This is a genomic window from Acinetobacter haemolyticus CIP 64.3 = MTCC 9819, assembly GCF_000369065.1.
In the GTDB taxonomy this organism is placed as follows: Bacteria; Pseudomonadota; Gammaproteobacteria; order Pseudomonadales; family Moraxellaceae; genus Acinetobacter; species Acinetobacter haemolyticus.
This window is the reverse complement of sequence record NZ_KB849807.1, coordinates 71077-84178: the sequence shown is the minus strand read 5'-3', so window position 1 is coordinate 84178 and position 13102 is coordinate 71077. Positions and strand designations below refer to the sequence as shown.

At 37.5% G+C, this 13102-nt stretch carries 9 protein-coding genes and 1 pseudogene; 5 read left to right on the top strand and 5 right to left on the bottom strand.

All coding sequences use genetic code 11. The features are described 5' to 3' along the window. Window positions 1-211 precede the first annotated feature (211 nt). The 3 genes and pseudogenes from F927_RS13160 to F927_RS13150 form a co-directional block, all read right to left on the bottom strand. Entirely contained in the window at window positions 212-3169 is a 2958-nt protein-coding gene (locus tag F927_RS13160; RefSeq protein WP_005085764.1) for a site-specific integrase, read from the bottom strand. Next, window positions 3166-5390, bottom strand: a pseudogene (locus F927_RS13155) (hypothetical protein). Before F927_RS13155 ends, F927_RS13160 begins: the two are co-directional and overlap by 4 nt. Then, window positions 5387-6019: a hypothetical protein gene (locus tag F927_RS13150; protein ID WP_020846219.1), complete on the bottom strand. Its 633-nt coding sequence runs from the start codon at window positions 6017-6019 to the stop codon at window positions 5387-5389. The pseudogene F927_RS13155 and the gene F927_RS13150 overlap by 4 nt, the downstream one beginning before the upstream one ends. Before the next feature lie 169 nt (window positions 6020-6188). Between F927_RS13150 and F927_RS13145 the strand changes: the two genes are divergently transcribed. Then, window positions 6189-6452, top strand: a complete 264-nt coding sequence (locus tag F927_RS13145; protein WP_005085753.1) for a hypothetical protein — start codon at window positions 6189-6191, stop codon at window positions 6450-6452. A gap of 68 nt (window positions 6453-6520) precedes the next feature. Here the strand turns inward: F927_RS13145 and F927_RS13140 are convergent, their stop codons facing one another. After that, window positions 6521-6835, bottom strand: coding sequence for a hypothetical protein (locus tag F927_RS13140; protein WP_004907060.1), 315 nt, complete (start codon window positions 6833-6835; stop codon window positions 6521-6523). Between the two features lie 99 nt (window positions 6836-6934). After that, on the bottom strand, window positions 6935-7264 hold the full coding sequence (locus F927_RS13135) for a DUF4236 domain-containing protein (protein ID WP_005085749.1): 330 nt from the start codon (window positions 7262-7264) through the stop codon (window positions 6935-6937). A gap of 151 nt (window positions 7265-7415) precedes the next feature. Between F927_RS13135 and F927_RS13130 the strand changes: the two genes are divergently transcribed. From F927_RS13130 to F927_RS13115, 4 genes are read left to right on the top strand one after another with little or no spacing between them, the layout of a single operon-like run. Continuing rightward, window positions 7416-8006, top strand: coding sequence for a class I SAM-dependent methyltransferase (locus F927_RS13130; protein WP_005085745.1), 591 nt, complete (start codon window positions 7416-7418; stop codon window positions 8004-8006). A 2-nt stretch (window positions 8007-8008) separates the two neighbouring features. Continuing rightward, window positions 8009-9088, top strand: a complete 1080-nt coding sequence (locus F927_RS13125) for an HNH endonuclease (protein WP_005085743.1) — start codon at window positions 8009-8011, stop codon at window positions 9086-9088. A 55-nt stretch (window positions 9089-9143) separates the two neighbouring features. Next, window positions 9144-12419 (top strand): helicase-related protein, encoded by a 3276-nt coding sequence (locus tag F927_RS13120; RefSeq protein ID WP_005085741.1) that lies wholly within the window; start codon window positions 9144-9146, stop codon window positions 12417-12419. Window positions 12420-12421: 2 nt separating this feature from the next. Further along, complete coding sequence (locus F927_RS13115) at window positions 12422-13099, top strand: DUF4391 domain-containing protein (protein ID WP_005085740.1); 678 nt, start codon at window positions 12422-12424, stop codon at window positions 13097-13099. Window positions 13100-13102 lie beyond the last annotated feature (3 nt).

Sequence of the window (13102 nt, the reverse complement as noted above, 5' to 3'; positions counted from 1 at the left end):
ATTGTAAATCAATACTGCAAATTCTTGTTTAAATGATCATTAAATTTTGTGCTAACTTGGACAGACATTTTTGGCTAGTGGGACAAACAGTTATTGCTCTTTAAAATGATTAATTTAATCACTCACGCTTGGAAGTCTATATTAAATCATTACAGGAATGACTGGTAAACCACGAATAAGAATGCGTGGCAAACTTATCCAATAATTTGCATTAAAGATGAGAAACTATCATGAGATACATCAGTAGTTTGAATACCCCAAGTGCTTTTGCATCTTTATACTTGAAAGAGAACTTGATTCGCTCTTCCTCCTCATTCAGGCTAAAATTTTCTGTCCGTAATGCTAAATCCTGTAATGTGCTTTTGAGCTCTGTCTTGCTCTGCTGAGAGAGTTCTAAATGAAGATATTTTTTGGGAAATAGGCTATGAATAAAAGAAAGAAGTTTCTTCAGTTGCCGTTTTTCATTGAGTTCAAAAATTAACTGGGCTGAATTGGGCTGAACTTTTTCAAGATAAATTGAGTAGATCGTATGAAGCTGTTTTTTGTATTTACTTTGTACATTTGCATAACGCTCCTGAACATGTTGAATGACCTTTTTTTCCTCCTGATTGGTTGGCAACATGGTGACCAATGCATTCGGAGTTTTCCTTAAAAAATCTGTGGTAAATAACCTCGATGATTTTTTTTGGTTTACACAGGAGGTTTTCAAATGCTGGGCTCTAGCACGTAATTTTTGCGCGATTTGCAAAGGAATGGCTTCAGGTAACATAAGGTCTTGTTCTTTTTCTACTGCAAGAATGTGATGCAATAATTCAAAAGTCATCTCTGAGTCATGAGCTCCTAGCATCAGTGAATCAGGCGATTTCTGTTGACCTAGTTGAAATTGATGATCATGTTGCCTGTAACGGTCTTTAGTGAGTTGCTCAAATAAAAACTGTTTGATCGCCCGCTGCTGAACAGGATATTTAATAGAATCATCATGTTTCAGAATATTAAAATAGGCTTCTTTAGGAAGCGGGCTGTGCATTTGATTCAGCTGGTAGCTAATTGCTAGATGCATTAAATGCAGATAGTTTGAACAGGTCGTTTCAGGGGTTAGGTGCCCGGCAAAATGAGAAAGTGCATACCAGGTTTGCTGAGTATTTCTGTTTCGTAGCAAGGCATAACGGATACGTAATTGCTCATGTGGGCTATAGTCAGTAAATGCATCTGCAAGAGTTGAGTTTTTTAAAACCAGGTAAAGATGATTAAATGCAGAATGGCGCAGACTATGGTAAGTAAAATTGTGTTCTCCAAAAACTGGCTGGATCAATTGTTTCAATAGAGCATTGACTTCATTTTCATGAGTTTCTTCTAAGGACTGTTTTAAAAACAGCGGCTGTGCAACTGATTTTCCTTGTTCTTTTAGCAGACGTTTTCTATTCTGACTATATGTTTTCAATGCATGTAATTCGTCTGCTTTAAGTAGATGATGCAGAGGAATCTTGCGGTAAGCAGAGTAGCTTTTTTGATTTTTATTGCGATTGTTGCGAATGGTGAGCATCACAGCATCTTCACTAATAAATAAATCACGTACAAAGATATTCAATGTTTCATTGATCCGTAGTCCGACTCTGAACCCCAGAATAAAAATCAGTTTAAATATATTTTTATCCTGAATTGAAATATCTTGAGTATTTTCGAGCTGCTCTAGCATGCGGTAAAAAATATGGGGCGAGATCAATGCGGTTCTGCAGATTTTTACCTGGATTAAATTATCCAGATCAACACTGGGTGTGTTAAAAAATAAGGTCTGTTTGTGATGAAACTCCTGTAGACGTTTTTGTAGAGTTGCTCGAGCTGTCTCTGCTTTCAGTAGAAGCATTTCTCCATACAGATCTTCAAAATCGGCATTTGAAAATGATGAAATGTCTTTGTCTTGCGTTGCCTGCAGCCAATGGACTGCAAACTGTGAAAACATGGTCTTCAGAGAACTTTGCTTGACCGGCTGAAAATCTGCACGTATAAGCTTGCGCTTAAATCGTTGCTGCTGCTGAATAATATGATTGAGAAGGTCCAGTTGAGGTTCCGTTAATTTTGAGCGTAGAATGCTCCACAGCAGCAAACGTTCCAAGGCTGGAGACTGTTTTTTAGCATATAATTCTATGAGTTGATCGCTATAGTTTTTTGCACGAATAGTTTGACGTATTTCTACTAAAATATCGACTTCATCTAACGTAATAGTGACCGTAGGCTTTTTCTGAGGTTTTTCACAAATATTCTGAACTGTATGGGTAGGCGTGGGTTCAGACTGAATAAAATAGGCTGCTAATTGTTTTTCGAGAGGGCTGGAACTGTAAATTTCATTTTTTAGGATACAAATGGACATTTGATCCAGTCCGCAGTTTTTCAGGAACTGTGTATAGTAAAAACCGTATTTTAACAGGTCTTTACAACGTATCTTTTCCTCAGGGAAGCATTCAATAATACAAGCGTTAATCAGATGTTCTGCATCTTCAATATCCGAAAATAAATCAAACTTTTGATGTTTAAGTCTGTAGATCCAGCATTTCACAATGTCGTGTAGCACAAACGTTTTTGTATAGCTGACTGAAAAATCAGGGTTAATTATACGCTGATTACCGAAATTCCGGTTCGGGATTTCGAGTGTTACCATATGATTTAGGTTTAAAAAACTTTGAAATTTCTTTGTTTTTAAAATGATTTTTAAAAAAAATTGCAATTCGGCATGGTTGTAAATGCCATTAAATAATATTGAACTGATCAAACAAAAGCCAAGAGATTGGGTGGGACTGAAGTCATTTCGTTTTGTCCAGTAAGCAATCATATTTTGGGCAAATTGAGTAACTTTTTTACCATGTTTTAAGGTTTCAATATTTTGTAGTGGCAGAGACCTTTCGTACCTTACGGGAGCGGCAGGCACTGGATAGTACTGATTCGATGAAAGATTAAAGCGCTTGATATATTTAGCAAATTCTATACGTGCCATCTGATAGCTACGGATGTTTGACTTACAGTGTTCTAAAAGCTGATTATCAACTTGACGACAAATTTCCGAATAGTTCTCAGGCGTCAGTTCTATACATTTCTCACTAAACAAGTTCAGAAGAAATGCTTTGTTTTTTCTATGCTTTTTTATTCTTTTAAGGGAGTGTGGGTGTTTACTCATTCAATCAGGAACCCGTTAAATGTAGACATACTTTTAAGCTTTAAGAGTCCGACCAGCTTGTCTTGTGCTGCTCTAATTTGATCGTAATCTGTTGTCTCAAAACCTGAATAGCGGTCAAACAGTTCCTGCATAGCTTCGTCATGACCAAAGATGCCTTTTATTAGATCTTCATTGCAGTATTGGGCAAAAAAATAGCGAGCGAAGTGGCGGGTCCAATTGCGCTGTAATGCTATTTCAGTACAGTATTTTTGAATATCAGAAAGTTCCAGATTTCGGACATATCCTTTCGAATTGTAAAATAAGAGCAAGAGATGTTCACCATCCAAGACCTCTTGGATTGCTTGTACTTGTTCTTGCGACAGATAGGCTTTAGTGAGGTGCAGAAAATGTTTCAAATACTTTAGGTAATGCTGTATTTCATCACGGAGAAAATTATTAAAAGGTAAATAGCGTCCAATGGTGCCCGAATAACGCTGCTCTTTATCTGCAACAGCCATCAATTGGTTGTCAAGGTCAATATAATCTAGATTGGGTGGGAAGGACTCACTCGGCCGTGCTGAAGTTGTCAGCATACAAATATGCCAAAGCCAGATTGAATAATGATTTAAAGTCTGAAAGGGATTGGGATTATTCCGAACTTGGTGGTCAAGCTGGTAAAAAAAAGACTGGACGAATGGGAGATCCGGTACTTGCTGACTGCCAAACGTAATAGGGGATTTAAATTCCTCAATATATCCAGTGTCAAGCTGAGGACCAACCAGATCAAGTGTTTGAATATAAATATCTAAGATATCAATAATTTTTGTTGAAAAATAATGGCATGGCGTGTAGTTATTAACGTTTTCTCCTGCCAATAGTTTGCTTTCTAACTCATATCCAAGTTCATTCAGCGTAATATCACTGATTAAACGCGGAAGATTTTGCGCTGTTAAAGGAAAAGTAAGCTCATTGCTGATTCTACGTAGATATTCTTGTACCTCTGAAGCAATATCGGCTTTATCCCACTTTTTTAGCTGAAGTATCTGCATCAAATAAACTTTGGGTAAGGGGATGGTAAAAGAATTGCCGATATTGAGCATGTATTCTTTTAAAAATGTATCTTTAAATTTAGAGCTATCAATACTTTGACGAAAAAAACAGTTTTCATGATTAAAGCGGATTTCTTTACTTTTTGAGCTTAGTAAGAAACGTGTTCGGAATACTAGTAGCTCTTCATAATGCGTCAAACTAAGTACTGAAAATAAAAGCAATGCATGAATTGGAGAGTTTTCTGCCTGTTCTAATAAAATTTGCATAATGTACTGTGCAGTAGGCAAATCGAAGACATGAGGATTTGCCTTGCTCATTAATTCATTCTTGTTTTGATGCAGAATTTTGTTTTTGAGATTATTGATCTGAGCTGTAATAGAACATTGCTCTAGTGAATTGAATTCAAAATTATGGTCTTCAACTTTTTCTATAGTTTTATCCTCACGTGGTTGTTTTGCTATACCGCGTTCAAAATGAGTCTGATACGTTTGTTCATCATCGAGAGATATTCTTGATATCTTTTGAACATCAGTTTGAGGAGCTTCTTTGGCACCTGAACTGCTTTGGCGATTTCGTTTTAAACGTTCAGACTGAGTAAAGACATATTGATAGATAACACGTAGATTTGACAGCTGGCCAATTTGTTTTGCTGTTAATTTTGGAGTAGAACGTTCAAGTAAATCTTTATTCTCTACTTCAGTTTCATTTAAAAACTCAAGCAGATCCTCCAAATCCATAGGAAGAGCTGGTAAGAAGCTATAAAGCCAATGGTATTCCCGCTTTGTGCTGGCTAAACGAAAACGCATACAAAGATTAGCTACAGTGGAGGCATGTTCTTGGCTATCAAGCGATTCAATACATTGAGTATTGAAAATGGCCCATTTCAGTGCATTAGCTTGATAGGCTGAAGGGGTGTTGATCACTGCAACAAGGTAATGAACCAAAGGATATTCACTGATTGATTTGTCTGCAAGTTGTTGATTTATAATATTTTTGATTTCAACGATTTCAGTAGGTTTAATGAAGTCATTGAGTTTGATTGAATTTTGAAAACTTTCTAGCTTTGCTTCTGCTAGTGTTTGATTGAATTTTGAAAACTTTCTAGCTTTGCTTCTGCTAGTGTTTGATAGAATTCTCGAAACGGCTCAAGCTTTAATTCTTGAGTATCTTCTAAGTAACTATATCCGTTCATGATGATATTCCAGCCAGAATTTTTTCCAATGAAAGTGGACCAGCATAATTTGAAATAGAACTTACTGGACTTTTGGATTTAGACAGTCCTGATAATTCTCGTAGATGATTGATAGTTAGAACTTCCTGACCGAAAACTTCCTGAAGATGTGCGGCTAAGTATTGTTCATTTAGCCAATGTGCGATGATATCTAAGCCATGAATTGAGTGATGTAATCCGGAACATAGTAAGGCCTTGACTTCGCTTAAAGCCATGATGGTGAATTCGTAGGAATTATTTTTTTCAGAAGCTCTAAACGTAAATTCAGTTTTATACTTATTGTAAAAATAAGCATAGATCCAGCTGAAATGACTACTAAAAAAATAGTGATCAGCTTTGTCTGTTGTCAGAAGAGGGATTTCGATATTCTGCTTAAAAGTTAAATTCAAGTGATAGTTTTGCTGTTTCTCATTAAGCTGAAAAAATAGAGCAATCCAGATTTGGTAGGCATGCATACATTTTGGATAACACATTAATTGTAAGTTTTTTGAAGATACACGATGACTTTCAATAGCTTTTTTTTTATAGACATATGTTGATGTCTCCCCATATCTATGCCAAGTGGCTGAAAAATAAGCTATAATATTCACGTATTTTTTATAGGGGAGTCAAGGGTTGCACACCCTATATTGTGTTATTAAATTGTAAATTTCACTATATATAGTGTTTTTAATCTTTTTAGCGGTAATTAAAACCCTATTGAATTATGTTTTTAGTAAATATGTAGAATATTTAAGTTGGATTTACAAGGAATTGCATATGGAGATCAAAGAACTGAAACAGGTAAAAGTCATTACTGATGTTTTATGTGATGTATGTAATCAATCAACGCAACTGGAGTTTGGAACTTTATCGGCGCATTGGGACTATGGTTCCAAGCATGACGGGGAAAGATATGAATTGCAGTTATGTGAGAAATGTTTCTTTTATGCCTTGGCGACATTAAGAAAAGAGCGAGCAGATGAGTTTATGTTTGATGAAAATTTTGACCCTTCAACCCTAGATGGGTTTGGGTTGAAGTGAACCTATCACGCGACAGGTTCTAAGAATCCAAAAAATACTGACTCAGATCCAAGCCAGCAACTTCATTTTTAATGGCGAGTAAGCGATTCAGGAAAAATATTTTTCTTTGCTTCGAGGTCACTGAGTTCGGAAAAGGCCTGAATACCGCCTGCGGCTTTAATTCCATCTAAAGCGACAGATAGAGCTTCCTGATCTGACGGGAATGTTTCATCCCATACCGTAGAAGTACCATTTTGGTTTACCACTTCCAGTGTCCAGTCACTATCGGGTAATCGATAAATTAGAACTTCAATTTGCTCATTATCCTCTTGTAAAATTTGAGACAAGGGAGAATCGATTAAATCATTTTCATCATAATCCAGAGTACTGTCATTATCAGACATCAGCGGCAGCCTTTATTGTATTTAACATCCGTCCATAGTAATGAATGAATTAAATTTTGCCTAGCAGTGGATATTATGGGGTACAAAGAATGGCTAAATTCAAAAAATAATTGCCCCGACAATAAAACAAAATAATCCAAAAATTACCCAAATCCAGACATTCGATTTAGGTTTCTCAGTATGTGATGTATAGAGTGGTTGTTGTTCCTGAGCAGGATTGTCTTGGTTGCCAGTTCTGTTCTTATAGGGTTGGTGCTTGGAATAGGATAGGCCTGTGCCTGGAATACCAACGCTGGTTCGGGTGCCTTTTTTGCTAATATTTAAAGAAGCACCAGGTGTGCCAATGCTTGCACTGCTGATGCCTTTATGCGTCAGATTGATTTTTAATCCAGGTAATATTTTAATACTCTTGCGAAATCTGAAGCCCATATTTTTTCCATTTACAAGAACCAGTTTGGTTTCTATCTCAGTTGTCCGGATACAGTGAAATAAGAGTTTGATTCATTCATAGGACTGATCATTTGACTTATCTAGTGAAATATCAGTATGTTCTTTAACATAAGATATTGGCTTTTAGACAATGAATCAAACATCAAATTATTACAATCAACATGCTCAAGCATTTTTTGAAAATACCTATCAGGTTGAGATGGAAAGTCTTTACACACCATTTCTAAGATATTTGCCGGAACAGGCATTGATCCTAGATTTGGGCTGTGGCTCTGGGCGTGACACTCTGGCATTTAAGAAAAAAGGCTATCAAGTTGAGGCAATTGATTATTCTGCCGAGCTGGTTGAAAAGGCGAGACAGCTGACAGGCATCGAGGTACGTCAGCAAAGTTTTTATGAGCTGAATGAACTAGCTAAGTATGATGGGATTTGGGCTTGTGCTTCTCTTTTGCACTGTGAAAGAGATCGCCTGACTGAAGTACTGGGGTGCATATTTAAAGCATTAAAGCCAAATGGTGTGTGTTATATGTCTTTTAAATATGGCGATAGAGACCGTGAGAAAGAAGGGCGCAGCTTTACTGACTTGAATGAGCAGCAAGCTTACGACTTACTCAAACAAATAGATCAGGCTTTACTGTTACAGCAATGGATTACTGTAGATAAACGTCCAGACCGTACAGAAGAGTGGCTTAATATTCTGATTAGAAAAGTGCAGGCTTAGATATGTTATTCAGTATAGCCGAAATACCAACCCCTCAAGAACAGTTGAAATTCTTAAAGCATATTCAGCAGATTTTGCAGTCAGGGACGTTTACTTCGACATATAAGTTTGCCTTACTGATAAGTATCACACGTCTGGCGATTGAACAGGGTCAAGATACCGGTGCTGCCTTGCATTTGGAATATCAGGATATTGCTGAAAAGTTTATTGACCTGTACTGGAAACAGTCACTGCCGTTTCAGTTTAACCAGTACGAACCTTTTACCATTCAACAAAGTACAGGTAAGCAAGCAAAGATCATCAGTGAAATCCAAATAGCACAGCAGCAATATAAAACAATCGCCGCTGCAAGAAGGGATGCAACTTTTTGGTTAAAACTGAGAAAATCAGTGGCTGATACAGTAAAAAGAATGCCTGTAGTCTACTTGCAAAATCTGAATGGGCAAACTTTTGAATTTCTCTACCACTTGAATGACTCTAAGGAATCGCTGCAATTATTGCCAAAAGTGATGTATTGCTTGAGGCAGTTCAGTGAAATTATTGAAGAGCTGTGCCAGAAACGTTGGATTGACTTTGTTCGACTGAATAAACAAAACCTTGTTGTCTTGGATGGGCTACCTGATTTGGATGAATTTATGTTTGCTCCTAGTCGTAGTCAATTGGGGCAAGTCGCAAACTTTCTCATTGACCTACAAGAATGTCAGTGTTTCTACTGTGGCAAGAGTCTTAAAAACAATAAATACGCAGTAGATCACTTTATACCGTGGTCACTTTACCCAGCAGATACGGGGCATAACTTTGTCCTGGCAGATGACAAATGTAACTCTCAGAAAAGTAACTATCTGGCCTCGGAAGAGTTCTTGAATCAATGGCTGGAACGGAATCATTTACATGATCAGCTGATCACACAAGAGATTTCTCAATTGGGTTTTTTAACCGATATTCAGCGTTCGCATCGGGTAGCTGATTGGGCATACAGACAGGCAGTTGAGAATGAGTATTTGGTTTGGTTGGATGGTAGTGAAAAAAAACTAGTCTCTAAACTTATAGAAATTCGTTGTGAGAACAAAGTGATAATTTAATTAATAAGAAAAATATCAGCTATTATCATATTGTCTTAATTACTGCATTTGACAAATGAAACTCATTGATAATATCAACAGCACATTAGGTTCAGATATTGGGGGAAATCTCAGTAGTAAGTCCAGATTAAAGATCGCTGCTTCCTATTTCTCCATCTATGCTTACGCTGCTTTAAAAAAAGAATTAGAAAAGATCGAAGAACTGCAATTTGTTTTTACGTCACCAACCTTTGTCGCTGATAACGTCACAGATAAGCTAAAAAAGGAAAAACGTGAATTTGTCATTCCTAAACAAGATCGTGAAAGCAGTCTGTACGGGACAGAATTTGAAATTCACTTAAAAAATCAGTTATCACAAAAAGCAATTGCTAAAGAATGTGCAGATTGGATACGACGAAAAGCAAAATTTAAGTCAAATAATAGCAATGCGCCGATGCAGGAATTTATCAGCATCCAAAAACCTGAGCAGTCTTTAACCTATATGCCTATTCAAGGGTTTACCCCGATGGGACTCGGTTTTGAAAAAGGCAATGCGATTTCCAATATGGTGAACTGCTTTGATGAGCAGCCGATGGTGCAAACCTATATTCAGCTATTCAATCAAATTTGGAATGACCCCTCAAAAGTTGAAGATGTCACCAGTGAAATTATTCGACACATTGAGTCTGTCTATCAGGAAAATCCACCTGAACGTATTTACTTCTTAATGCTTTACAATATCTTCAAAGATTTTTTAGAAGATATCAATGCAGATGTGATGCCGAATGACCTGACAGGTTATCAAGATACCTTAGTATGGAATAAGCTGTTCAATTTCCAAAAAGATGCAGCCGTAGGCATTATCAATAAACTTGAAACCTATAATGGCTGTATCTTGGCGGATAGTGTGGGTTTAGGTAAGACCTTCACTGCATTGGCAGTGATCAAATACTACGAATTACGAAACAAGAGTGTTCTGGTTTTATGCCCTAAGAAATTGGGAGCGAACTGGACGAATTATAACGCCAATCTAGTCACGAACATTTTTGCCAAAGACCGTTTTAGCTACGATGTGTTGTATCACACCGATCTTTCTCGCAAAGGTGGTGAAACCCTAGGCATAGACTTGGCGAAAATCAATTGGGGCAACTATGACTTAGTTGTGATTGATGAATCGCATAACTTCCGTAACCGTGGCACATTTAAGGATCGAGAAACACGTTATGACCGCTTAATGAATCAAGTGATTCGTCAGGGTGTGAAAACTAAAGTGTTAATGTTATCTGCTACGCCAGTAAATAATCACTTTACTGACCTTAAGAATCAGCTCGCCCTTGCTTATGAAGGGAATGCAGCGTTATTGGAAAATAAGCTCGATACTGAACGTGATATCGAAACCATATTCCGTAGAGCACAGGCCAGCTTTAATGCCTGGGCAAAACTAGATCCTGCCCAACGGACAACTCAAGCGATTCTGAACCTTCTAGATTTCGATTTCTTTAAGCTGTTAGATAGTGTGACGATTGCGCGTTCAAGAAAACACATTCAAACTTTCTATGACACCAAAGATATTGGACAGTTCCCTCAACGACTCAAGCCGATTTCATTCCGTTGTGCATTATCAACCGATCAGGATAGTGTTTCTCTGAATCAAATTTATGCAGATCTGTCTTTAATCAAGATGTCAGTTTATGCACCAGTCAGTTATATCTTTCCAAGTGCTTTAAAAAAGTATGAAGAAATTTTTGATACTCGTGTAGAAGGCAAAGGTAAATTAAGACAGGTAGACCGTGAAAAAAGTTTACAGGCCTTGATGACGGTCAACTTGCTGAAACGCCTAGAAAGTTCTGTCCATGCGTTTAGGCTGACATTGAACGTTTTAAAGAAAAATATTGAAAATGTACTCGCTAAAATTGCGGACTTTGAAGCTCGTCAGGCAGATGATGAGGTCAGTATTTCACCAGACTTTGGCTATGATGAGGATGAGAATGGTGAGTTACTCAATACCGAAGATCTAATCGGAAATAAGCTCAAAATTCATTTGGCTGATATGGATCTGTTGAGCTGGAAAACGGATCTAGACGGTGACTACCACATTATTCTTGGTTTACTGCGAATGATTCAGCCAATTAACGCTGAAAAGGATGCCAAACTACAACATCTTAAAGCGCATGTTGTTGAGAAAATTCAGAACCCAATTAATGCCAATAACCGTAAAGTCATCATATTTACTGCCTTTGCGGATACAGCAAATTATATCTATGAGCATATTGCTCCGATTTTGCTAGAAACCTATGGTCTGCACAGTGCCAAAATTATTGGTAGTGATAATACGTCCACGATCAAAACCCGAGTGGGCAGCCGTCAAAGCTATGACATGCAAGGCTTGCTCACTTTATTTTCACCACAGTCTAAACAAAAGACGGACATATTCCCTGAAGAGCCTAGAGAGATAGATGTACTGATTGCGACAGACTGTATTTCTGAAGGGCAAAACTTACAAGACTGTGACTATTTGATAAATTTTGATATTCACTGGAATCCTGTACGCATCATACAGCGCTTTGGGCGTGTAGATCGGATTGGGTCTAAAAACAACGTGATTCAACTCGTCAACTACTGGCCTGACATTAGCTTGGATGATTACATTAACCTTCGAGAGCGGGTCGAAAATCGGATGGTAATTGTGGACATGACCAGTACTGGTGATGATAACGTGTTGAGTGCTCAATCCAATGACATCGCCTATCGTCGAGAACAATTACAAAAGCTTCAAACTGAAGTTTTAGACTTAGAAGATGCCAACACAGGGGTATCTATTACCGATTTGGGGCTGAATGATTTTCGTATGGATTTGCTCAGTTATTTAGAAGAGCATCCTGAATTGGTGAGATTGCCCAATGGGCTGCATGCAGTTGTGCCTGCACAGCCTGCAATGGGGTTGGACTCGGGTGTCATATTTACATTAAGAGCGCGACACCCTGAGTCGCCTAACAGTCAAAGTAACCGTTTATATCCGTTTTATTTGGTTTATATTAACCAAAATGGTGAGGTGGTATATGACTACACCCAAGCCAAGTACTTGTTGGATGTGGCACGTAAAGCATGTCGAGGAAAAGATCAACCTATACCGAGTGTGTATGAGAAGTTTAACCTGAAAACCAATGATGGACGTAATATGAGTCATTATTCTGAATTATTGGATATTGTGGTCAATACCATTCAGCAGGTAAAAGCTGAAAAGGATATTGATAGCTTGTTTTCGGGCTTAACGACTTCTGCCTTGGTCGATGTTGTTTCGGGGTTGAATGACTTCGAGCTGATTAGCTTTATCGTAATTGAAGACGTTTAACCATGAATTTGTATAAGTTTCCACAGCAGGCAAAAGTTGATCGGTTAATTCCGAAAAATAAATTTTATGAACAGGGCAAAGCCAATAGCAAGGTCGAGCAGTTATTTGTAGACCAAGTGGAAAATATACGCTGGACGTATAAGTTGGCATCATCGACCATTCACTTGCAGGATCAGGAAGACTTAAAGGAAATTCAGATTTTTCGAGTAAAAAGTCGGGTTGAAGATTTAGATGTGTCAATTCTATCTTTCATTGATAAGCTCATTCTCACTCCAATTATTTTTGAAGTGGTTTATCAAGATAAAGTGAAAGTTATTGCAACCTATAAGCGTTTGAATCAAGTAGACAAAACTAAAGCTGTGATAGGTCAATATTATGCTTCTGAGTGGCTAGAAGATCATGATCGTATTGAATTGCCCCTTTACTTAAAACTGGCTGATCTATATGAACATTTCATCGCCCAGATATTGCCGATTGCATCAAGTAAAGATCAAGAAAACGATGACGAATCGGTTTCTATTGAACTTCAATTGCAAAAATCTCAACAACTTGAAAGCTTGCAAAAGCAGCTTGATAAGCTGAAATCCAAGTTGAGAACTGAAAAACAGTTTAATCGTAAGGTTGAACTCAATAAGCATATTCATGCACTTGAATCCGATTTAAACAAATTAGTGAATTAAATA

Bases quoted from the DNA above. Each gene is read 5' to 3' on its own strand.
- F927_RS13160 (WP_005085764.1), bottom strand. From the start codon at position 3,169: ATGAGTAAACACCCACACTCCCTTAAAAGAATAAAAAAGCATAGAAAA.
- F927_RS13125 (WP_005085743.1), top strand. From the start codon at position 8,009: ATGTTATTCAGTATAGCCGAAATACCAACCCCTCAAGAACAGTTGAAA.
- F927_RS13135 (WP_005085749.1), bottom strand. From the start codon at position 7,264: ATGGGCTTCAGATTTCGCAAGAGTATTAAAATATTACCTGGATTAAAA.
- F927_RS13145 (WP_005085753.1), top strand. From the start codon at position 6,189: ATGGAGATCAAAGAACTGAAACAGGTAAAAGTCATTACTGATGTTTTA.
- F927_RS13130 (WP_005085745.1), top strand. From the start codon at position 7,416: ATGAATCAAACATCAAATTATTACAATCAACATGCTCAAGCATTTTTT.
- F927_RS13140 (WP_004907060.1), bottom strand. From the start codon at position 6,835: ATGTCTGATAATGACAGTACTCTGGATTATGATGAAAATGATTTAATC.
- F927_RS13120 (WP_005085741.1), top strand. From the start codon at position 9,144: ATGAAACTCATTGATAATATCAACAGCACATTAGGTTCAGATATTGGG.
- F927_RS13115 (WP_005085740.1), top strand. From the start codon at position 12,422: ATGAATTTGTATAAGTTTCCACAGCAGGCAAAAGTTGATCGGTTAATT.